This is a genomic window from Pantoea sp. SYBGC1, assembly GCF_057197005.1.
In genome coordinates, this window is the sequence record NZ_JBXUNM010000018.1 from 1 (window position 1) to 22179 (window position 22179).

Sequence of the window (22179 nt, forward strand, 5' to 3'; positions counted from 1 at the left end):
CTGGCGGGCGGAACCCCCTCAGTGCCGCGTGCTGCTTAGCGCGCAGCCCTGCGCTGGCGGGCGGAACCCCCTCAGTGCCGCGTGCTGCTTAGCGCACAGCCCTGCGCTGGCGGGCGGAACCCCTCAGTGCCGCGTGCTGCTTAGCGCACAGCCCTGCGCTGGCGGGCGGAACCCCCTCAGTGCCCCGCGCTGCCCAGCGCACAGCCCTGCGCTGGCGGGCGGAACCCCCTCAGTGCCCCGCGCTGCCCAGCGCACAAATTCCGCGCTGCTAAGCGCCACTCCCGCTAAGCCACTCCCGCACGGGCAGAAAATCCGTATAGAGCTGCGCTTCCGGTGAGCCGGGCTCGGGCTGATAGTCATATTCCCAGCGCACCAGCGGCGGCATCGACATCAGAATTGACTCGGTTCTGCCGCCAGTCTGCAGACCAAATAGCGTGCCGCGGTCCCACACCAGATTAAACTCAACGTAACGCCCGCGGCGGTAGAGCTGGAACTGGCGCTCGCGATCGCCCCACGGCAGCGCTTTACGGCGTGCAACAATCGGCAGATAGGCCTGCAGATAGCCGCGGCCGACCGCCTGCATAAAGGCAAAGCAGCGGTCAAAGTCTGGCGTGTTCAGATCGTCATAAAACAGACCGCCGATACCGCGCTGCTCATTGCGATGCTTCAGGTGGAAATAGTCATCACACCATTTTTTATAGCGCGGATAAACATCCTCGCCAAACGGCTCGCAAAGGTTAGCTGCGGTCTGATGCCAGTGCACGGCATCCTCGGTAAAACCGTAGTAGGGCGTCAGGTCAAACCCGCCGCCGAACCACCAGACCGGATCGGCGCCGGGTTTTTCAGCGATGAAAAAGCGCACGTTAGCGTGGCTGGTCGGCACATAGGGGTTTTCCGGATGCACCACCAGTGAAACGCCCATCGCCTCAAAACTGCGTCCGGCAAGCTCCGGACGATGCGCGGTGGCTGAAGCGGGCATCTGGTCGCCATGCACATGGGAAAAGTTGACTCCGGCCTGCTCAAACACCGTGCCGTTACGCAGAACCCGGCTGCGTCCGCCGCCGCCGCCGGGACGCTGCCAGCTATCTTCGGCAAACGTTGCGCCGCCATCCGCTGCGGCCAGTTGATTGCAGATCTCATCCTGCAGCGTCAGCAAAAACGCCTTAACGCGTGAAATATCGGGATTGCTCATGCGTCACTCTCTCTGTAAATGTGCCGTAAGCTTACCACAGCCCGGGATCACGCCTGGCGACGATCGTATGCGGCAAAATAGTTAACAATTCCGCTGGCAATGGCGGTGGCGATCTTATGGCGAAAGGCGGTAGTGCCCAGCAGCTGCTCTTCACGCGGATTGGTAATAAACGAGGTTTCAACCAGCACGGAGGGAATAGAGGGCGACTTCAGCACGGCAAAGGCGGCCTGCTCGGTATGCTGACTGTGCAGATGATGCACCGGGCGGATCTGGTCCAGGACATGCTTGCCCAGCGTCAGGCTGTTGCGAATCGTATCGGTCTGCACCAGATCAAACAGAATCTCATTCAGATAGTGATCTTTCTGCTGTACGGCGGCACCGCCTGCTTTATCTGCATCGTTTTCACGCTGCGACAGATAGCGTGCCATTGCGCTGCTGGCGCCGCGATTAGAGAGGGCAAATACCGAAGCACCGTTGGCATCCGGGCTGGTAAAGCCGTCAGCATGCACCGACATAAACAGGCTCGCGCCGTGCTGATGTGCAATCTCCACCCGCTGATAGAGAGGAATAAAGTGGTCACTGTCGCGCGTCAGTCGCACCTCAATATGCGGATGTGACTGCAGCAGCGTGCGCACGGTATTGGCAATCTCCAGAACAATATGCTTCTCCTCCGCGCCCTCCTGTCCCACCGCGCCGGAATCGATACCGCCATGACCGGGATCGATCATCACAATGCGCTTACCGCTGGCAGCAGGCTTCGGCGCGGTATGACGCGGCGCCGCTGTGATCTCTGCCCGCGTCTCCTTCGCCTGAATTGCGCGCGGCGAAAGCACCGCCAGCGCCAGCCCCGAAAGAATCAGCTGGCGACGGTTAGTCAGGCGTGAAAGCAGTGAAATCTTTTTCATTTACAGGTCCCTGGCAGAGAAATAAGCCCAGTGTTATAGCGTAACCGTCGCAGCACGGCGACCCCGCAACCATTTCAGCGTATTACTTTGTATTGCACGGTGCTAACCCGGATTTAGCCGCTTTTTTCTGCCATTGCGGAGCAGGAGGGTTGCGCCACGCAAAGAATGCGTGATAATCAGCGAATTATGCCGATCAGCAGGATACGTCGATGGAAATTCGCTCTTTCCGCCAGGAAGATTTTGATGAAGTAATCACGCTCTGGGAGCGTTGCGATCTGTTACGCCCGTGGAACGACCCGGAGCTGGATATCGAACGCAAAATGAATCATGACCCGGAACTGTTTCTGGTCGCTGAAGTGGGCGGCGAAGTGGTTGGCACGCTGATGGGCGGCTATGACGGTCATCGTGGCTCAGCCTACTATCTGGCTGTGCATCCCGACTATCAGGGGCGCGGCTTTGCCAATGCGCTGATGAACCGGCTGGAGAAAAAGCTGATTGCGCGCGGCTGCCCGAAAATTCATCTGATGGTGCGGGAAGAGAACGATCAGGTCGTCGCATTCTATGAAAAGCTCGACTATGAACCCGTGGAGGCGCTGCTGCTGGGCAAGCGGTTGATTGAAGATCGCGAATATTGATTGATCCGGCCGGCTAAACTTTTTGCCTTCGCGTGACTCCAAGAGGCACGCAATAAAGTTGAAACCATGGAGTTAGCATGAAAGCTGTACGTTTTGCGGCGCTCGCGGCGGCGCTGGCCGTGTCGGGCTGCGCCACTACCGGCCAGGGCCCGGCAGAGCATGAGAGCCACTGGTATAACCCGCTGACTTACCACTGGGCCGCGCTCAACCCGCTAAGCTGGTTTGGCGGTTCTCTGCAGGTCACTGAGCAGGGTGTGGCGGGTCTCAATGGCAGCACCCGGATGAGTGAATCGGCTATTTCGCAGGCGCTGAATGATGATTACCAGTTGCGGCAGGGTATGCGCAGCGAGCAGGGCGAGGTGGCTGAGTTCTGGCAGGCGCTGCAGGATGGCAAGGTGAAGCTGATCATCAGCGGTAAACCCACCGTTGAACGGATCGAGGTGCTGGATGCGGCGGCGGAGAGCAGCAGCGGCAGTAAAATCGGTGACCGCTTCAGCGATACGTTCACGAAAGCTTTCAACAACTGCAAAATGGTCGCAGGACTCGATGCGCATGACGTTGAGTGCCGTGCGCCGGGAAGTCAGCACATCTCTTACGTCTATAGCGGCAAGTGGCACGGCCCGGCGGGTCTGATGCCTTCAGATGAGACGCTGAAAAACTGGACGATCAGTAAAATTGTCTGGCAGCGCTAACCCTGCCGGGGGCCGCTTTTACGCGGCCCGCACCCGCCTGCGTATATTTCTGAAAACCTGCTTTTCTCTGCCGATCGCTTATGCCTTTTTCGACTTTTAAATCCCCAAAAGATATATAAAACCGTTACTGTTTTCCGGGAAGTTATAAATACACTGACAGCATCTACTGGCCCAGGCTGGATTTCTATTTATCAGGGTGCTGCATGACACTTCCGGTTTTGAAAACATGGCTTAGCGGCGTGGCGCTGTCACTGTCGCTGGCAGCGGCGGCGCAGGCAACGGAGCTGCTGAACAGCTCGTATGATGTGTCACGCGAACTCTTTGTGGCACTTAACGTACCTTTTGAACAGCAGTGGGATGCGGCACACCCTGGCGATAAACTCACGATTAAGCAGTCTCACGCCGGCTCATCCAAACAGGCGCTGGCGATCCTGCAGGGGCTGCGGGCAGATGTCGTTACCTACAATCAGGTCACTGATGTGCAGGTGCTGCATGATAAAGGCAACCTGATTGCCGCTGACTGGCAAAGCCGTCTGCCAAACAACAGCTCACCGTTCTACTCCACCATGGCGTTTCTGGTGCGCAAAGGTAATCCAAAGCAGATCCATGACTGGGCCGATCTGGCGCGCGACAACGTAAAACTGATTTTCCCGAATCCGAAAACCTCCGGCAACGGTCGCTATACCTATCTTGCCGCCTGGGGCGCAGCGGAAAAAGCTGACGGCCAGGATCGCGCTAAAACTGAAGCCTATATGCAGAAGTTTTTAAAGAACGTTGAGGTGTTTGACACCGGCGGGCGCGGCGCGACCACCACGTTTGCTGAACGCGGTCTGGGTGACGTCCTGATTAGCTTTGAGTCAGAAGTAAACAATATCCGCAATCAGTATGGCAAAGATGATTATGAAGTGATTGTGCCGCGTACCAACATCCTGGCGGAGTTTCCGGTTGCCTGGGTGGATAAGAATGTGGCGCACAACAACACCGCTGACGCAGCTAAAGCGTATCTGAACTATCTCTACACGCCAGCGGCTCAGGCGATTATCACCCGCTACTACTACCGCGTGAACAATCCGCAGCTGATGGCAGAACAGAAGGACCGTTTCCCGCAGACCACACTGTTTAACGTTAATGAGGCGTTTGGCGGCTGGGAGCAGGTAATGAAAACGCATTTCGTCAGCGGCGGCGAGCTGGATAAATTACTGGCAGCGGGGCGCGGCTGATGTTTGCTACAGCACAAAAACGCGTCCTGCCGGGTTTCGGCCTGAGCCTCGGCACCAGCCTGCTGTTTACCTGCCTGATTCTGCTGCTGCCTATCAGCGCGCTGCTGATGCAGCTGTCGCAGATGACGCTGGCGCAGTACTGGGCGGTGATCTCCAGCCCGCAGCTGGTAGCGGCTTATAAAGTAACGCTGCTGTCAGCCGGCGTCGCGTCGCTGTTCAACGCGGTGTTTGGCATGCTGATGGCGTGGATCCTGACCCGCTATCGTTTTCCGGGGCGTACGCTGCTGGATGGCCTGATGGATCTGCCGTTTGCCCTGCCGACGGCGGTAGCGGGGCTGACGCTGGCCGGACTCTTTTCCGTTAACGGCTGGTATGGTCAGTGGCTGGCACATTTTGATATCAAAGTCTCTTATACCTGGATTGGTATCGCGGTAGCGATGGCCTTTACCAGCATTCCGTTTGTAGTGCGTACCGTTCAGCCGGTACTGGAAGAGCTGGGCCCGGAATATGAGGAAGCGGCGGAAACGCTGGGTGCCACGCCGTGGCAGAGCTTCCGGCGCGTGGTGCTGCCTGAGGTGGCTCCGGCGCTGCTGGCCGGAACGGCGCTTTCGTTTACCCGCAGCCTCGGGGAGTTTGGTGCGGTGATCTTTATCGCCGGCAACATTGCCTGGAAAACGGAAGTGACGTCACTGATGATTTTTGTTCGTCTGCAGGAGTTTGATTACCCGGCCGCCAGCGCTATCGCCTCGGTGATCCTTGCCGCCTCGCTGCTGCTGCTGTTTGCCATTAATACGCTGCAGAGCCGCTTTGGCCGTCGCCTGGGAGGTCACTAATGGCGGAGATTTCACACCTCAATCGCGCTGAGCGTGAGCCCTTTAACTGGGGCAAATGGCTGCTGATTGGCACCGGCGCACTGATATCGATACTGCTGCTGGTGGTACCGATGATCTCTATCTTCTGGGAGGCGCTGGCGCAGGGCGTGGGCCAGGCGTTCAGCAACCTGCAGGATGGCGACATGCTGCACGCGATCTGGCTGACGGTGCTGGTTGCGCTCATTACCGTTCCGGTAAACCTGGTGTTTGGCACGCTGCTGGCGTGGCTGGTCACCCGCTTTACCTTTCCGGGACGGCAGCTGCTGCTGACGCTGTTTGATATTCCGTTTGCGGTATCACCGGTGGTGGCGGGCCTGATGTATCTGCTGTTCTGGGGCGTTAACGGCCCGGCTGGCGGCTGGCTCGATGCCCACAATATTCAGATTATGTTTGCCTGGCCCGGCATGGTGCTGGCGACCGTATTTGTCACCTGTCCGTTTGTGGTGCGTGAGCTGGTGCCGGTGATGCTGAGTCAGGGGAGTAACGAAGATGAAGCTGCGGTGCTGCTTGGCGCCTCGGGCTGGCAGATGTTTCGTCGCGTAACGCTGCCCAACATTCGCTGGGCGCTGCTCTACGGCGTGGTACTGACCAACGCGCGCGCTATCGGTGAGTTTGGTGCGGTGTCGGTAGTATCAGGATCGATTCGCGGTGAGACCTATACGTTACCGCTTCAGGTTGAATTACTGCATCAGGATTACAACACCGTGGGCGCATTCACTGCCGCCGCGCTGCTGACCCTGATGGCAATTGTGACGCTGTTTCTGAAAAGCGTGGTGCAGTGGCGATTAGAGCATCAGCAGAAGCGCCAACAGGAGGAAAATCATGAGCATTGAGATCAAACAAATTAATAAAGCCTTTGGCCGCACCCCGGTGCTGAATGATATCTCTCTGGATATTCCTTCCGGCGAAATGGTGGCGCTGCTGGGCCCTTCCGGCTCGGGTAAAACCACGCTGCTGCGTATCATTGCCGGGCTGGAGCATCAGAACAGCGGACAGATCTATTTTCATGGCAAAGATGTCAGCCGCATTCATGCCCGCGATCGCCAGGTGGGATTTGTTTTCCAGCACTATGCGCTGTTCCGCCACATGACGGTGTTTGACAATATCGCCTTTGGCCTGACGGTGCTGCCGCGCCGCGAGCGCCCCTCAACCGCTGAGATCAAACAGCGCGTCACGCGCCTGCTGGAGATGGTACAGCTGGCGCACCTGGCAAACCGCTTTCCGGCTCAGCTCTCTGGCGGACAGAAGCAGCGCGTGGCGCTGGCGCGAGCACTGGCGGTAGAACCACAGATCCTGCTGCTGGATGAGCCGTTCGGCGCGCTCGATGCGCAGGTGCGTAAAGAGCTGCGCCGCTGGCTGCGTCAGCTGCATGAGGAGCTGAAATTTACCAGCGTGTTTGTTACGCACGACCAGGAAGAAGCGATGGAAGTCGCGGACAGCGTGGTCGTAATGAGCCAGGGGAACATTGAACAGACAGGTTCCCCGGATGAAGTATGGCGTGAACCCGCTACCCGCTTTGTGCTGGAGTTTCTGGGCGAGGTCAATCGCTTTGAGGGCGAAGTGCACGGATCGCAGTTCCACGTTGCCGCCCATCACTGGCCGCTGGGCTACACGCCAGCGCATCAGGGCCACGTTGAACTCTTCCTGCGCCCGTGGGAAGTAGACGTGTCGCGGCAGAGCAGCCTGGAGACGCCGCTGCCGGTGCAGGTGCTGGAAGTGAGCCCGCGCGGACACTTCTGGCAGCTGGTGGTCGAGGCCGCTGGCTGGCACGCTGAGCCGTTTACCCTGATTTTTGAAGGTGAGCAGGCGGCCCCGGTACGCGGCGAGCGTCTGTTTGTCGGTCTGCAGCAGGCCCGCCTCTATCAGGGCAATACCCCGCTGCGCCCGGTTGCCTTTGCCGAGAGCGCCTGATATTTTGACAACTCTTTCGGGCGGGACTTTCCCGCCCGTTTTTATTGCCTCTCTTGCGCCTGGAAAAAAATCGTGACCACTCTGGAAAATACCATCGGTAATACGCCGCTGATCAGGCTGCAACGCCTGTCGCCTGATAACGGCAGCGAAGTCTGGCTGAAGCTGGAGGGGAATAACCCGGCTGGCTCAGTGAAAGATCGCGCGGCCTGGTCGATGATTCATCAGGCGGAGCTGCGCGGTGAAATCAGGCCCGGCGACCAGCTGATTGAAGCCACCAGCGGTAACACCGGTATTGCGCTGGCGATGATCGCCGCGCTCAAAGGGTATAAGCTGCGGCTGCTGATGCCGGAGAACATGAGCCAGGAGCGGCAGGATGCGATGCGCGCTTACGGGGCCGAGCTGGTGCTGGTTACGCGTGAGCAGGGCATGGAAGCCGCACGCGATCTGGCGCAGGCGATGGCCGATCGCGGCGAAGGCCGGGTGCTCGATCAGTTTAACAATCCCGATAATCCGCTGGGTCACTATCTCACCACTGCGCCGGAAATCTGGCAGCAGAGCGGCGGGCGCCTGACGCATTTTGTCTCCAGCATGGGCACCACCGGTACCATCAGCGGCGTGGGGCGCTTTCTGAAAGAGCACGCGCCGGCGGTTAAAGTGATTGGCCTGCAGCCGCAGGAAGGCAGCGCAATACCCGGTATCCGCCGCTGGCCTGAAGCCTATCTGCCCGGCATTTATCGCCCTGAGCTGGTAGACGAGGTGATGGATATGGGGCAGCGGGAAGCGGAAGAGACGATGCGCGCGCTGGCGCAGCGTGAAGGGCTGTTCTGCGGCGTAAGCTCCGGTGGCGCCGTGGCGGGAGCGCTGCGCATCGCCCGGGCGCAACCCGGCAGCGTCGTCGTGGCGATCGTCTGCGATCGCGGCGATCGTTATCTCTCCACCGGTGTCTTTCACTGACAGCATCTGTCCGGTCAGCCTGCTGCGCTGACCGGCTTGCCGCTTCTGTATCCGCGCATCTGACTGTAAGGATCGCGTAAATCCTGCTGCGTTTCTCCCGCAATCGGCACAAAATAGCACCACTTTAGCTGAGAGAAACCGATGAAAATCCTGCTTGTTGATGATGACGCTGAGCTGGGCACCATGCTCAGCCAGTACCTGCTTGCTGAAGGCTTTGAAACGCAGCTTGCCCTGACCGGCAGCGCCGGGATTGAGGGGGCACTGTCAGGCAGCTACAGCGCCATGATCCTGGATATCATGCTGCCTGATATGAGCGGCACCGACGTGCTGCGTCAGGTGCGCCAGAACAGCCGCCTGCCGGTGATCATGCTGACGGCAAAAGGCGACAATATTGATCGCGTGATTGGGCTGGAGATGGGCGCGGATGATTATGTTCCGAAACCCTGCTATCCGCGCGAGCTGGTGGCGCGCCTGCGTGCGGTTTTGCGCCGCGTGGAGGAGCTGCCGGCGGTGGCGGATAAAAAGGAGCCGCTCTGCCTGGGTGACCTGACGCTCAACCCGGCGACCCGCGTTACCGCATGGCAGGGCAGGGCGCTGGAGCTGACCGCGTCAGAATTTAACCTGCTGCAGCTGCTGCTGCGGGCGCCTGAGCGGGTGGTAACCAAAGATGAACTCTCTGAACAGGGGCTGGGGCGGTCGCGGGAAGCTTACGATCGCAGCGTTGATGTTCATATCAGCAATATCCGGCAGAAACTGGCGGCGCTGACAGCCGAGAGCGTAACGATTGAAACCGTGCGCAGTATTGGCTATCGCATCCGATGAAGCGCAGCTATCGCGGGCGCATGTTCTGGAAAATCCTGCTGGGCTTCTGGCTGGTATTTCTGATTATCAGTCAGCTGCTCTGGCTCGGCTTTGCGCTGTCGGGCAGCCGGCATGAGCCGCCCGACATTGCCGCGGTACGGCGCATTGTGAATCTGCAGATGGCCTCCGCGGTCTCTGTTCTTGAGCGCGGCGGTCCGGCGGCGCTTGACGACATGATGGCTGACTGGTCTGCGGAAGATCGGCAGTTTTTCTCGGTGCTGCCACAGCGTGCGACGGCGCCGCGCGCAGCTGGCAGGACGCAGGCAGCGTTTGGCGCGCCGTTTCACGGCCCCATTCCGGATGTGATAGTGCGTCAGGTAACAGACGCAGACGGTAACGGCTGGGAGCTGCGTTATGATGTCAGGGCGCTGCGGCGCGACAGCACCATAGGCGAGCGCCCGCGCCGCATTCTGAATATTCCGCAACCGATGTTTATCTTCGCCGGTGCGCTGGGGCTGCTCTTCAGCCTGCTGCTCGCCTGGAATCTTACGCGCCCGATGCGCCAGCTGCGCGAAGGATTCGCCCGCGTGGCCAGTGGCGATCTCTCGGTGCGGCTCTGGCCGCTGATGCGCCGGCGTCACGATGAACTCTCCAGCGTGGCGCACGATTTTGATGCCATGGTAGAGCGGCTTGATACGCTGATTAACGCCCGCGAGGCGCTGCTGCACGATATCTCTCACGAGCTGCGTTCACCGCTGGCGCGCCTGCAGCTGGCTACCGGGCTGGCGCGTCAGACGCCGGCAACGGTCGCGGTCTCGCTTAACCGCATTGATGAGGAAGCGCGTCGCCTCGACAAGATGATTGGCGAGCTGCTGACGCTGTCACGCGTCAGTCACGAAAGCCTGCCGGGCGAAGATTACTTTGATCTTCTCGGGCTGCTGGAGGTGGTGATAACCGATCTGCGCTATGAAGCGCAGCTGACTGGCGTACTGGTGGAGTTTACCGCCGATGAGACGGCTGACTATACGGTGCGCGGTAACGCCGAGCTGATCCGGCGCGGCGCGGAGAATGTATTGCGAAACTCGCTGCGTTTTTCGCATCAGGGACAGGTGATCCGGGTAGATCTGCACGCGGAAGCCGCCTGGCTGACGATCTGCATCCGCGATAGCGGACCTGGCGTCGATCACAGCAAACTCTCCAGTATCTTCGATCCCTTTGTGCGGGTAAACACGCCGCTGGCCGGAAAAGGTTACGGCCTCGGGCTATCTATCGTCCGTAAGGTGATGCTGGCTCATCATGGCGAAGTTCAGGCGCAGAACGTGCCGGAAGGTGGCCTTGAGGTGATCCTCAGGCTTCCGCACTGGCGCAAAGCGTAGCGAAAACAAAAACGGCACCCATCGGGTGCCGTTTTCAGAGAGTGCTAACGTCCGTTATTTTTTGATACGAATAACCGGCGTTTCGCCAACGGTTACCTGACCGGAAAGCTTGGTCAGATCTTTGATCTCATCCATATTCGAGATCACAACCGGTGTCAGCGTGGATTTCGCTTTCTCTTCCAGCAGCGGCAGATCGAACTCGATCACAACGTCGCCTTTTTTCACTTTCTGACCTTCTTCGGCGATACGTTTGAAGCCTTCACCTTTCAGCTCTACCGTATCGATACCGAAGTGGACAAACAGCTCAATGCCGTTGTCTGATTCAATGGAAAACGCGTGGTTAGTTTCAAAAATCTTGCCGATAGTGCCATCAACCGGTGCAACCATTTTGTTGCCAGTCGGTTTGATTGCGATACCATCGCCCACGATTTTCTCAGCAAACACGACATCAGGTACGTCTTCAATATTGACAATTTCGCCTGACAGAGGCGCAACAATATCAATAGTCCCTGACGCGCTCTCTGATTTTTCGCCAAAAAGTTTAGAAAACAAACCCATGATCTTCTCCTAAGCAGTATTTTGGGGCCAGCATCACGTGGATCAGCAGAGCGTTTTTTCTTTAATGAACTTGTTGACCAGATTCATCAAATCTTCCGCTGTGGGTTGAGCCAGAGCCTGCTCTGCCAGAGCCTTAGCATCTTCGTAATTGGTATTACGAATGATTTTCTTGATGCTCGGGATCGAAATGGCACTCATGCTGAATTCGTCCAGCCCCATTCCCAGTAACAGTAGTGTAGCACGTTCATCACCCGCCAGCTCACCACACATGCCGGTCCATTTCCCTTCGGCATGTGATGCGTCGATCACTTGCTTAATGAGGCCAAGTACAGATGGCGTCATTGGGTTATAGAGGTGTGAAATCAAATCATTACCACGATCGACCGCCAGAGTATACTGCGTCAGGTCATTTGTCCCAATACTAAAGAAGTCGACTTCTTTCGCCAGATGACGGGCGATAACGGCTGAAGCCGGGGTTTCCACCATGATGCCCACTTCAATGGACTCATCAAAGGCTTTACCCTCTTCACGCAGCTGCGCTTTCAGGGTCTCCAGCTCCGCCTTCAGGAAGCGCACTTCTTCCACCGAGATAATCATCGGGAACATGATACGCAGCTTGCCAAAAGAGGAGGCGCGCAGAATGGCGCGCAGCTGGGCATGGAGGATCTCTTTACGATCCATTGCGATACGAATCGCACGCCAGCCGAGGAACGGGTTCTCTTCTTTCGGCAGGTTCATGTAAGGCAGATCTTTATCGCCGCCGATATCCATCGTGCGCACGATAACTGCCTGAGAACCTACGGCTTCTGCGACGGCTTTATAGGCCTGAAACTGTTCCTCTTCTGAAGGCAGCGAATCGCGGTCCATAAACAGGAATTCGGTACGGTAGAGGCCCACGCCTTCTGCACCATTACGCTCGGCACCCGCCACGTCGCGAACGGTACCGATGTTGGCGCAGACTTCAACCTGATGACCATCCAGCGTAATGGCAGGCAGATCTTTCAGCTTAGCCAGCTCATGTTTCTCAGAAAGGTACTGGGTCTGAATTGCTTTCAGCTCTTCCTGTTCCGCTTCAGTCGGATTGACATAAATTTTGTTGTTTACGCCATCCAGAATCAGAAAATCACCGTTTTTAACGGTGGTGGTCACGCTGCCGGTGCCGACAATCGCAGGCAGTTCCAGCGAGCGCGCCATGATAGAGGTGTGCGAAGTGCGTCCACCCAAATCGGTGATAAAGCCCAGCACCTTTTTCAGGTTAAGCTGTGCGGTCTCTGACGGGGTAAGGTCTTTGGCGACCAGAATCGCTTCTTCAGCAATCGAGCTGAGATCGACTATATGCAGGCCAAGAATGTTCTGCAGCAGGCGTTTACCGATATCACGCACGTCCGCTGCGCGCTCTTTCAGATACTCATCATCGAGCTCTTCCAGCGCTTTAGCCTGGCCTTCAACCACAGAGTGGGCTGCAGCGTCAGCGGTGACATGATCTTTTTTAATCAGGTCAATGATTTCCTGCTCAAGCTCTTCGTCTTCCAGCAGCATAATGTGACCTTCAAAGATCGCCGCTTTCTCTTCACCGAAGGTTTCACCGGCTTTGACGCAGATCGCCTGAAGCTGTTCTGCTGCTTTGCTACGTCCATCAAGGAAGCGCTGAACTTCCTGATCAACCTGGTCGTCTGTAATCTTTTTACGATTGATGACGATCTCATCTTCTTTCAGCAGCAGTGCTTTGCCGAAAGCGATACCCGGTGATGCTAAAATGCCTGAAATCATAACCCTACCTTTTTATCACGATGGCTCGTTGACCCGATGCATTGCCATTGTCGTGGAGCAGTATTCTGGTGAAGCGATATCGCGGACGGGTTGTCCGCGATCAAGATAGTTGCACTCAATGGGGCAAAGGAGTCGATTTAGTGGTGACCGCGCGAATTTACTCGAGCTCGGCCATCAGCTTAACCAGATGTTCAACCGCCTGCTGCTCATCTTCACCTTCAGCAGAGAGCGTGACAACGGTTCCCTGAGTCAGACCCAGCGTCTGCAGCTTAAACAGGCTCTTTGCGCTGGCAGATTTGCCGTTGGAAGTCACAGTGATTTCTGACTGGAACGCCTTGGCTTCTTTGACGAACTGTGCAGCAGGACGCGTGTGCAGACCGTTTGGTGCGGTAATGGTAACTTCTTGCTGGAACATGCTATTTCCCCAACTTTTTCAGGTTTGGTGTTATGGATCTAAAGTCTAGCCTGGAGCCGTAACTTTAGCCTGTGTAGGTGCGCTGGTATGGCATCATGCTGACCAGAAAAGGGCGCTCTGATGAATAAGCCATCTTTGCAATGACGGATCAACAACTGCGTTTGTTCGTCACCGGGTTAATTATGCCGTGATTCGCCATTTCGCCAAATCAGTAAATCGATTCAGCTTGATCCACTTCAAGGGCAGATTAATTTCAGGCACCGAAATAATTGGCAGCTTAAATACCAGAGCGACATCACTGAAATCAATCTGCCCGGTGGTGAAAGTGAGATCTGCGCCACAAAAAAGCACCCGAAAGGGTGCTTTTTTCGACACTTTAAGACTTTGACGATTACTGCTGCAGCTCTTTTTCCGTGAACAGATCGGCAAAGAGTGCGGTGCTGAGATAGCGTTCGCCGGAAGAGGGCAGGATCACCACAATATTCTTATTTGCGAAGGCTTCATCTTCCTGCAGCTTCAGCGCAGCAGCCACCGCCGCACCCGATGAGATGCCGGCAAGAATACCTTCCTCTTCCATCAGCTGACGCGCCGTGCTGATCGCTTCATCATTGGTGATGGCAATAACCCGATCGACCAGCTGCAGGTCAAGGTTACCGGGAATAAAGCCTGCGCCGATGCCCTGAATTTTATGCGGACCCGGTTTGATCTCTTCACCCGCCATCGCCTGTGCGATAACCGGCGAGTCGGTCGGCTCTACCGCCACGGTAATCAGCGCTTTCTTGCCTTTGGTATTCTTGATGTAGCGACTCACGCCGGTCAGCGTGCCGCCGGTTCCTACACCGGCAATAAAAACATCGACTTCGCCGTCGGTATCTTCCCAGATTTCCGGCCCGGTTGTTTTTTCATGAATCTCCGGGTTAGCCGGGTTGCTGAACTGCTGCAGCAGAACATATTTATCCGGATCGCTGGCAACAATCTCTTCCGCTTTGGCGATGGCGCCTTTCATGCCTTTTGGCCCTTCAGTCAGCACCAGATTGGCACCCAGCGCTTTCAGCAGCTTGCGACGTTCAATTGACATCGTCTCTGGCATAGTCAGCGTTAACTTGTAGCCGCGTGCAGCGGCGACGTATGCCAGGGCGATACCCGTGTTACCGCTGGTCGGCTCAACCAGTTCTACGCCAGGCTTCAGAATTCCGCGTTTTTCTGCATCCCAAATCATATTGGCACCGATACGGCACTTGATGCTGAAGCTCGGGTTACGCGACTCGACCTTCGCCAGAATACGTCCGTTACCGATGCGGTTCAGTCGAACCAGCGGCGTATGACCAATTGTCAGCGAGTTGTCTTCGTAGATCTTACTCATTGCCCGTCCTTAACTGTATGAAATATTGGGAACCCTTTGAGGATACCTGTTCTGTCTCCGCGCGGAAGGAAAGAAATAGTATATCTATATAGCCCCTGACCATAAGCCGTGCGGAAAAATGCATAAGCCTGGATCGCTGCGGTTAATAGCGAGCTAAATCAGCACGATAGCGATCGACCCACATCGCGGTTGCACCGCATACGGCCACCGGCATAATCACCAGATTCAGAATGGGTATCATGGTAAACAGGCTGACCATCGCGCCAAACTGCATATTGGCGACTTTATGCCGCCGCAGGGCAGTGCGCATATGCGGAAAGCTGACCTTATGGTTGTCAAACGGATAGTCGCAGTACTGGACAGAAAGCATCCATGCGCTGAACAGAAACCACAATACCGGCGCCACTATCTGACCAAAGCCAGGGATAAAATAGAGCAGCAGCAGGCCCAGCGCACGCGGCAGGTAGTAACCCAGCTTCTGCAGTTCACGTTTCATAATACGCGGCAGATCTTTAAGCAGGCCCATCCAGCCGCTGTCAGGCAGCGGCCTGCCGGTGAGTTGTCCCTCCAGCTGTTCGGCCAGCAGGCCGCAAAACGGTGCAGCAATCAGGTTGGCGAGCGTGGAAAAAAAATAGCCAAACACCAGCACGATTGAAATCACTGAAAGCGGCCAGATGAGATAGCTCAGCCACTGTAGCCAGTCGGGCACGTGTGAAAGCAGCTGAGGGATCCACTCTCCCAGCCGGCGGAACAGCCAGTAAAACGCGCCGCCGAGCAGCAGCACATTTACCAGCAGCGGCACAATGACATAGCGGCGGATCCCCCGCATATGCACCAGATTCCAGCCGCGGGCAAAGTAGTGAAGACCATTAAATGATGAGACTGAATTCTCTGCGGGCATAACAAGCCTTTCTCCTGTAAGTAGCGGCATCAACATCATACCCTGGCTTTTCCTGGTGAGCTGGCCTGCTTTGTGCGAAAAAACAGCGAAAAAGCGTCGGCTGGCTATCTTATTTGTCAGAAAATAGTGCGCAGACTTGCACTTGTGTAGCAGGGCAAATACAGTTAGAGGATAAAGTTTGCCGTGGTGGCAAGGTATTGGAACAACAGAGAATACAATGATGCAGGATTTGCGTCTGATATTAATCGTTGTTGGCGCGATCGCCATAATAGCGCTGCTTCTTCACGGACTGTGGACCAGTCGTAAAGAGCGTTCGTCCGTATTTCGCGATCGCCCGCACAAACGTCTCAAACAGCGCGATGACGCGGATGACGATCTGCTGAGTGATGAAGAGGATGGCGTCGGTGAAGTGCGCGTCCATCGTCAGCATGACGACAGTGATGAGCCTGTGTTCACCGCGCCGCCAGCCAAACCGGCCGCGCCGCGTGCGCCGGAGCCGGCACGCCAGCCCTTCACACAGCATGAAACCCCGCTGACGGGCGATCCGCTGCTGGACAGCAAGCCTGCGCCTGCGCAGCCCGCGCCACAGCAGCCTGTTTCTCCGCCGCCTGTACAGCAGCCCGCTGCGCCTCAGCCGGTTGCGAAACCGCAGCCTGCGCCGGTACAGGCCGATCCGCTGCTGGATAACGAACCTCTTCCTGCGGTACAGCCCGCTCCGGAATTCAGCGCTGCACCTGAGCCTGAAGCCGTACCTGAGCCTGAAGCGACACCGGCGTCACAGGACGCTGCGCCGCAGCCTGCAGCGCCCGGCAGTAAAAAAGAGACGGTGCTGGTTCTGCACGTTGCCGCTCATGCAGGCGGTGCGCTCAATGGTGAAGCGCTGCTGCAGGGCGTATTGCAGGCGGGTTTCCAGTTTGGCGAGATGAACATTTTCCACCGTCATCTGAGTCCGGCCGGCAGCGGTCCTGTTCTGTTCAGTCTTGCCAACATGGTGAAGCCGGGTTCCTTCAACCCTGACACCATGGGCGATTTCACTACGCCTGGCGTCTCAATGTTTATGATGGTGCCATCCTACGGCGATGCGCATCAGAACTTTAAACTGATGCTGCAGTCAGCCCAGCGTATTGCCGATGACGTCGGCGGCGTAGTGCTGGATGACGAGCGTCGCATGATGACGCCGCAGAAGCTTGAGACGTACAAAGCCCGCATTCGCGAGGTGGTTGGCGGCTAACCGCTACGGCAGTATTACATGTTTACGCCTGCAGCCTGCAGCGTGAAACAGAGTCACTCTCAACCCCCGCCAGCCGGGGGTTTTTTATCGGATAAACGCTATGAAATCAGTTCAGGAGCAGATCGCAGCGCTCAGTACCACGCTGCGTCATCATGAGTATCTCTACCACGTGATGGATGCGCCGGAAGTCCCGGATGCTGAATATGACCGGCTGATGAATCAGCTGCGCGAGCTGGAGCGTGCGCATCCCGATCTGATTACGCCCGATTCACCTACGCAGCGGGTCGGCGCGGCGCCGCTGACCGCTTTTGAGCAGGTGCGGCATGAAGTGCCGATGCTGTCGCTGGATAATACCTTTGATGAGGCAGGGTTCCGCGCCTTTAACAAACGCGTACAGGATCGGCTCAAGAGCAGCGATGAGCTGACCTACTGCTGTGAACTCAAACTTGATGGTCTGGCGGTCAGCCTGCTGTATGAAAACGGCTTACTGGTGCGGGCCGCCACCCGCGGCGACGGCACAACCGGCGAAAATATTACCGCTAACGTGCGCACCGTCCGGGCGATCCCGCTGCGGCTGCAGGGCGACAATATTCCGGCGCGGCTGGAAGTGCGCGGTGAAGTCTTTATGACTGAAAGCGGGTTTGAAAAGCTCAATGAAGAAGCGCGGCGTACCGGTGGCAAAGTCTTTGCGAATCCGCGTAATGCGGCAGCCGGCTCACTGCGTCAGCTCGATCCCCGCATTACCGCCAGACGCCCGCTGACCTTTTTCTGCTACGGTTTTGGCCTGCTGGAGGGTGGCGAGATCCCGGCCAGCCACTGGGAACGCCTGCAGCAGTTTAAAGCCTGGGGGTTGCCGGTCAGTGAGCGGATAAAACGGGTTCATACCGCTGATGAAGCGCTGGCGTTTTATCATCATATTGAGCAGGAGCGGCCTGCGCTCGGGTTTGATATCGACGGCGTGGTAATCAAAGTCGATTCACAGGCGCTGCAGGAGCGACTCGGTTTTGTGGCGCGCGCGCCGCGCTGGGCGATCGCCTTCAAATTTCCGGCACAGGAGCAGCTGACCGTGGTGCGCGACGTTGAGTTTCAGGTCGGACGCACCGGCGCCATTACGCCGGTAGCGCGTCTCGAACCGGTGCAGGTCGCAGGCGTCATAGTAAGTAATGCCACCCTGCACAACGCCGATGAGATCGCCCGTCTCGGCCTGCGTATCGGCGACCGCGTAGCGATTCGCCGCGCTGGTGACGTGATCCCGCAGGTGGTCAGCGTGGTGGAGTCTGATCGGCCGGCTGACGCACGCGAAATTGTGTTTCCGCAGCACTGCCCGGTGTGTGGCTCTGACGTGGAGCGGGTAGAGGGTGAAGCGGTGACGCGCTGTACCGGAGGGCTGATCTGCGGCGCCCAGCGCAAAGAGGCGCTTAAGCATTTTGTCTCGCGTCGCGCCATGGATGTGGATGGCATGGGAGATAAAATTATCGATCAGCTGGTTGAGAAAGAGTATGTAAAAACGCCAGCCGATCTGTTTCGCCTGACGGCCGGTAAACTGACCGGACTGGATCGCATGGGACCGAAATCGGCACAAAACGTGGTGGCCGCACTCGAAAAAGCTAAACTGACGACGCTGCCGCGGTTCCTGTATGCGCTGGGGATCCGCGAGGTAGGTGAAGCGACGGCAGCTAACCTCGCCCGTCACTTTGGCGAGCTGGAGCGGGTGATGGATGCCGATCTCGATGCGCTGATTGCCGTGCCGGATGTGGGTAAGGTTGTTGCCGCTCACGTCCGCAATTTTATGGAAGAAGAGAGCAATCGTGAGGTGATCCGCGAGCTGACAGAAGAGATCGGCATTCACTGGCCTGCCGTCGCGGTGATCAAAGCAGAAGAGATCGACAGTCCCTTTGCCGGCAAAACGGTGGTACTTACCGGCTCTCTGTCGCAGATGAATCGCGATGATGCAAAAGCGCGTCTTGCCGCGCTGGGCGCCAAAGTCAGCGGCAGCGTATCAAAGAAAACCGATCTGCTGATCGCCGGCGAAGCGGCGGGCTCCAAGCTGGCGAAGGCGCAGGAGCTGGGTATTCCGGTTATTGACGAAGCGGAGATGATCCGCCTGCTGGACGCATAACATGGAGAAACAGCAGCTGCTGGCTATCGCCAGCACGGTGATGCCGTTTGGTAAATATCAGGGCCGGCTGCTGATCGATCTGCCGGAAGAGTACCTGCTCTGGTTTGCGCGCAAAAATGCGTTTCCGGCGGGTACGCTGGGTGAGCTGATGCAGCTGACGCTGGCGATTAAAATTGAGGGGCTGCAGGGGCTGATCGCACCGCTCAGGCGCCCCCCGCAATAAAAAAGCCCGCTTGCGCGGGCCGTTTTTTATGACTTCTGCACTTCTGGCTGCTGCGCCAGCCGCTTTTCATTACCTGCTTTATAGCGCTGGGCAATGAACGAGCAGATCATCAGCTGTACCTGATGAAAGATCATCAGCGGCAGCACAATAATGCCCACCGCACTGGCCGGGAAAAGAATATTAGCCATCGGCACGCCGTTCGCCAGGCTCTTTTTTGAACCGCAGAACAGTACCACAATCTCATCAGCCCGGCTGAAACCAAACAGCCGTGAGGCACCGATATTGATTGCCAGCGCAATCAGCAGCAGCAGCAGGCTGCCTGCCAGAATCCATAGCAGGGTATCGACGCCAACGCGATGCCAGATGCCATTTACCACCGCTTCACTGAAGGCTGAATAGACAACCAGCAGAATCGAGGTTTGATCGGTTTTGCCAATCAGGCTGCGATGCTTTTCCACCCAGCCGCCGATCCAGCGGCGGGAGAGATGACCGATAACAAACGGCACCAGCAACTGCATCACAATCTTACCAATCTGCTCCAGACCGTTACCCGGTGCCGCACTGTGCACGTTCATCACCAGATTGACCAGCAGAGGGGAAATAAACACGCCCAGCAGGCTGGAGGCGGACGCAGCGCAGACCGCCGCCGCAACATTCCCGCCTGCCATAGAGGTAAAGGCGATAGAAGATTGTACAGTGGCAGGCAGAATGCAGAGGTAGAGGAAGCCGGTATAGATTTCAGGTCCGACGTTAACCGGGTGCCACCAGACCAGCAGCAGCCCGAGCGCCGGAAAAATCACAAACGTGCTGCACATAATCCACAGATGCAGACGCCAGTGGCTGCTGCCGGCAATAATTTTCTCGCGCGACAGTTTGGCCCCGTGCATAAAGAAGAGCAGGGCAATAGCGGCAGTGGTGAGGTATTCAAAAAAGTCGACAAAACCGCCGCGTGCCGGCAGAAAGCTGGCCAGCAGCACGGTAATGATGAGTTTGATCATCATTGGATCGAGTCGTAAAAAGCCCATTGTTAACGTCCGGTTAAAAGAAAAAGTCTGGCAGAGATTGTGCGCTAAGCGCGTTTAGAAATAAAATTGATTTATTGCATTAATCTATGAGCAGAATCGATGAATTATACCTTACGCCAGCTGCGTACTTTTGTTGCTGTTGCCCGACAGGGAAGCTTTAGCCAGGCGGGGCAGCTGATAGGGTTAAGCCAGTCGGCGGTAAGCCATAGTGTGAAAGAGCTGGAGGCGGAAATAGGCGTGCGCCTGCTGGATCGCACGACGCGTGAAGTATTACTGACCGGGGCAGGGCAGCAGCTGGCAACCCGGCTGACGCGCCTGCTGGAAGAGCTGAATACCACGTTGCTGGATGTGCGCAGTTACGGCGAGCAGCGCAGCGGCACCGTACGGGTTGCGGCCAGTCAGACGCCCTCTGCGCATCTGATGCCGCAATGTCTGGCCAGCACGCAGCAGCACTATCCCGATATCCGCGTGATCCTGCACGACAGGGTGCAGCAGGCTGTGTTGCACAGCGTGCGTAATGCGGAAGTTGATTTCGGGATTGTGATTGGCCCGCTGGGTGACGCAGAGTTTGATGCCGAAGAGATCCTGCAGGAGCCTTTCCTGCTGCTCTGTCACCAGAATGATGCGCTGGCGCAAACCGAGAGCGTTACCTGGGCGATGCTGACAGATCGCAATATGGTACTGCAGGACTACGCCTCAGGCAGCCGGATGCTGGTGGACGCGATACTGCAGCAGCTCGCTATCAGTGTGAACGTGGTACAGGAGATTGGTCATCCGGCCACCCTCTATCCGATGGTGGAAGCGGGCATCGGCATCAGCATTTTGCCGGCGCTGGCGCTGCCGCTGCCTTCGGGACGCAAGCTGGTGGTACGCCGGCTTTATCCGGAGATGAACCGCAGTCTGATGCTGATTAAACGTAAAAACCGTTCGCTTACGCCCGCTGCGGAGGCGGTCTGGCAGGAAGTGCGTCAGCAGGCTGAACTGCTGACGCAGACTCGTTCACTCTATCCGGCGTTTTAGATATAGACGTCGAGCTGATTGTCTGGCGTTGGCCGGTTAATGCCATCGGCCCGGGCGCTCACCGGCTGCTCAGTCTGCTGCTGCTGTTCTGCCTTTTCCGCTTCGCGCTGCTGAATCTGAGCAATCTGTGCATAGAGCATCTGGATCTGGCTCTCGAGCATCTGCTGCTGTTCTGATTTTTGCTCCTGCGTCAGCGTATGATCGTCCGCCAGAGATTTGAGCTGGCTGGTAATCGCGGCGATCTGTTTATTAATAGCGGCAATCTCGGAGGCTGCCCCGCCTCCGCTGCTGCCCCCGGCCCCGATAGTGCTGATACCTGATATTGTCGTCATCATTTTCTCCTTGCCATTAACTCTGAAGGTTATCGGCAGCAGAAGTAAAGGCTTCAGCGTGCAGCCCGAATGTTGAGGGCCGCGCTGATTTAGGGGCGGCATATATCGCGTAAACCAGGGCCGCATAAATGCGGCCCCTACGTATCTTAAAACCGTAGGGGCGGCATTAATGCCGCCCAGGGTCGGGTATATCGCATAAACCAGGGCCGCATAAATGCGACCCCTACGTATCTTAAAACCGTAGGGGCGGCATTAATGCCGCCCAGGGACGGGTAGAGCGCATAAACCAGGGCCGCATAAATGCGGCCCCTACGTATCATGAAACCGTAGGGGCGGCATTAATGCCGCCCTGGGCCGGGTAGATCGCATAAACCAGGGCCGCATAAATGCGGCCCCTACAGGTGCGAGCAGAGCGGTTTGTTTGTAGGGGCGGCATTAATGCCGTCCTGGATGTTAATGCCACCCGAAAGAAACAAAAAAAGCGCCCATAGGGCGCTTTTTTCTGAATTTGGTGGGTCGTGCAGGATTCGAACCTGCGACCAATTGATTAAAAGTCAACTGCTCTACCAACTGAGCTAACGACCCGAAGTGGTGGGTGATGACGGGTTCGAACCGCCGACCCCCTCCTTGTAAGGGAGATGCTCTACCAACTGAGCTAATCACC

Annotated in this window: 22 protein-coding genes and 1 tRNA gene; 13 read left to right on the plus strand and 10 right to left on the minus strand. The window is 57.0% G+C overall.

Annotation, left to right across the window (positions count from 1 at the left end):
* Positions 1–268 precede the first annotated feature (268 nt).
* The gene (gene hemF, locus AC2CF9_RS17900; RefSeq protein WP_484557583.1) at positions 269–1192 is read right to left on the minus strand and encodes an oxygen-dependent coproporphyrinogen oxidase; all 924 of its coding nucleotides are present in this window, start codon (positions 1190–1192) and stop codon (positions 269–271) included.
* Between the two features lie 47 nt (positions 1193–1239).
* Entirely contained in the window at positions 1240–2097 is an 858-nt protein-coding gene (gene amiA / locus AC2CF9_RS17905; RefSeq protein WP_484557584.1) for an N-acetylmuramoyl-L-alanine amidase AmiA, read from the minus strand.
* A gap of 209 nt (positions 2098–2306) precedes the next feature.
* Here amiA and AC2CF9_RS17910 point away from each other — a divergent pair, with 209 nt between their 5' ends.
* The 9 genes from AC2CF9_RS17910 to AC2CF9_RS17950 all read left to right on the plus strand — a co-directional run bounded on the left by AC2CF9_RS17910 (position 2307) and on the right by AC2CF9_RS17950 (position 10558).
* A complete protein-coding gene (locus AC2CF9_RS17910) occupies positions 2307–2732 on the plus strand; it encodes a GNAT family acetyltransferase (protein ID WP_039379472.1) in 426 nt (141 codons plus the stop codon).
* A 77-nt stretch (positions 2733–2809) separates the two neighbouring features.
* The gene (locus tag AC2CF9_RS17915; protein ID WP_484557585.1) at positions 2810–3424 is read left to right on the plus strand and encodes an RpoE-regulated lipoprotein; all 615 of its coding nucleotides are present in this window, start codon (positions 2810–2812) and stop codon (positions 3422–3424) included.
* Positions 3425–3627: 203 nt separating this feature from the next.
* Positions 3628–4644, plus strand: coding sequence for a sulfate ABC transporter substrate-binding protein (locus AC2CF9_RS17920; protein WP_150016610.1), 1017 nt, complete (start codon positions 3628–3630; stop codon positions 4642–4644).
* Positions 4644–5477, plus strand: coding sequence for a sulfate/thiosulfate ABC transporter permease CysT (gene cysT, locus AC2CF9_RS17925; protein ID WP_039379465.1), 834 nt, complete (start codon positions 4644–4646; stop codon positions 5475–5477). Before AC2CF9_RS17920 ends, cysT begins: the two co-directional genes overlap by 1 nt.
* On the plus strand, positions 5477–6349 hold the full coding sequence (cysW, locus tag AC2CF9_RS17930; protein WP_039379463.1) for a sulfate/thiosulfate ABC transporter permease CysW: 873 nt from the start codon (positions 5477–5479) through the stop codon (positions 6347–6349). Before cysT ends, cysW begins: the two co-directional genes overlap by 1 nt.
* Entirely contained in the window at positions 6339–7427 is a 1089-nt protein-coding gene (gene cysA / locus AC2CF9_RS17935) for a sulfate/thiosulfate ABC transporter ATP-binding protein CysA (protein ID WP_484557586.1), read from the plus strand. Before cysW ends, cysA begins: the two co-directional genes overlap by 11 nt.
* A gap of 72 nt (positions 7428–7499) precedes the next feature.
* The gene (cysM, locus tag AC2CF9_RS17940; protein WP_484557587.1) at positions 7500–8381 is read left to right on the plus strand and encodes a cysteine synthase CysM; all 882 of its coding nucleotides are present in this window, start codon (positions 7500–7502) and stop codon (positions 8379–8381) included.
* Between the two features lie 141 nt (positions 8382–8522).
* Complete coding sequence (locus tag AC2CF9_RS17945; RefSeq protein ID WP_039379457.1) at positions 8523–9203, plus strand: response regulator transcription factor; 681 nt, start codon at positions 8523–8525, stop codon at positions 9201–9203.
* Entirely contained in the window at positions 9200–10558 is a 1359-nt protein-coding gene (locus tag AC2CF9_RS17950) for an ATP-binding protein (RefSeq protein ID WP_484557588.1), read from the plus strand. Before AC2CF9_RS17945 ends, AC2CF9_RS17950 begins: the two co-directional genes overlap by 4 nt.
* A gap of 54 nt (positions 10559–10612) precedes the next feature.
* On the opposite strand, the gene crr is transcribed toward AC2CF9_RS17950, so the two are convergent.
* The 5 genes from crr to cysZ all read right to left on the minus strand — a co-directional run bounded on the left by crr (position 10613) and on the right by cysZ (position 15565).
* Positions 10613–11116 (minus strand): PTS glucose transporter subunit IIA, encoded by a 504-nt coding sequence (crr, locus tag AC2CF9_RS17955; protein ID WP_039379452.1) that lies wholly within the window; start codon positions 11114–11116, stop codon positions 10613–10615.
* 42 nt (positions 11117–11158) lie between these two features.
* Positions 11159–12886 carry a phosphoenolpyruvate-protein phosphotransferase PtsI gene (gene ptsI, locus AC2CF9_RS17960; protein WP_484557589.1) on the minus strand — a complete coding sequence of 576 codons (1728 nt, stop codon included), beginning with the start codon at positions 12884–12886 and terminating at the stop codon, positions 11159–11161.
* Between the two features lie 157 nt (positions 12887–13043).
* A complete protein-coding gene (gene ptsH, locus AC2CF9_RS17965; protein WP_007889063.1) occupies positions 13044–13301 on the minus strand; it encodes a phosphocarrier protein Hpr in 258 nt (85 codons plus the stop codon).
* A 391-nt stretch (positions 13302–13692) separates the two neighbouring features.
* Entirely contained in the window at positions 13693–14664 is a 972-nt protein-coding gene (gene cysK, locus AC2CF9_RS17970) for a cysteine synthase A (protein ID WP_150016603.1), read from the minus strand.
* Between the two features lie 142 nt (positions 14665–14806).
* Positions 14807–15565, minus strand: coding sequence for a sulfate transporter CysZ (cysZ, locus tag AC2CF9_RS17975; RefSeq protein WP_150016602.1), 759 nt, complete (start codon positions 15563–15565; stop codon positions 14807–14809).
* A gap of 217 nt (positions 15566–15782) precedes the next feature.
* Here cysZ and zipA point away from each other — a divergent pair, with 217 nt between their 5' ends.
* The 3 genes from zipA (at position 15783) to AC2CF9_RS17990 (ending at position 19138) form a co-directional block, all read left to right on the plus strand.
* A complete protein-coding gene (zipA, locus tag AC2CF9_RS17980; RefSeq protein ID WP_150016601.1) occupies positions 15783–16796 on the plus strand; it encodes a cell division protein ZipA in 1014 nt (337 codons plus the stop codon).
* A gap of 100 nt (positions 16797–16896) precedes the next feature.
* The gene (gene ligA, locus AC2CF9_RS17985) at positions 16897–18915 is read left to right on the plus strand and encodes an NAD-dependent DNA ligase LigA (RefSeq protein ID WP_484557590.1); all 2019 of its coding nucleotides are present in this window, start codon (positions 16897–16899) and stop codon (positions 18913–18915) included.
* A 1-nt stretch (position 18916) separates the two neighbouring features.
* Positions 18917–19138, plus strand: a complete 222-nt coding sequence (locus tag AC2CF9_RS17990) for a DUF3820 family protein (RefSeq protein WP_071668082.1) — start codon at positions 18917–18919, stop codon at positions 19136–19138.
* Between the two features lie 26 nt (positions 19139–19164).
* On the opposite strand, the gene AC2CF9_RS17995 is transcribed toward AC2CF9_RS17990, so the two are convergent.
* On the minus strand, positions 19165–20163 hold the full coding sequence (locus AC2CF9_RS17995) for a bile acid:sodium symporter family protein (RefSeq protein ID WP_150016598.1): 999 nt from the start codon (positions 20161–20163) through the stop codon (positions 19165–19167).
* A gap of 99 nt (positions 20164–20262) precedes the next feature.
* Here AC2CF9_RS17995 and AC2CF9_RS18000 point away from each other — a divergent pair, with 99 nt between their 5' ends.
* The gene (locus AC2CF9_RS18000; RefSeq protein ID WP_484557591.1) at positions 20263–21183 is read left to right on the plus strand and encodes a LysR family transcriptional regulator; all 921 of its coding nucleotides are present in this window, start codon (positions 20263–20265) and stop codon (positions 21181–21183) included.
* Here the strand turns inward: AC2CF9_RS18000 and AC2CF9_RS18005 are convergent.
* Together AC2CF9_RS18005 and AC2CF9_RS18010 are read right to left on the minus strand one after the other, a co-directional pair.
* On the minus strand, positions 21180–21515 hold the full coding sequence (locus tag AC2CF9_RS18005; RefSeq protein WP_150016643.1) for a FlxA-like family protein: 336 nt from the start codon (positions 21513–21515) through the stop codon (positions 21180–21182). The two genes, AC2CF9_RS18000 and AC2CF9_RS18005, sit on opposite strands and share 4 nt — an antisense overlap.
* A gap of 509 nt (positions 21516–22024) precedes the next feature.
* Positions 22025–22100 (minus strand) — tRNA-Lys (locus AC2CF9_RS18010).
* Positions 22101–22179 lie beyond the last annotated feature (79 nt).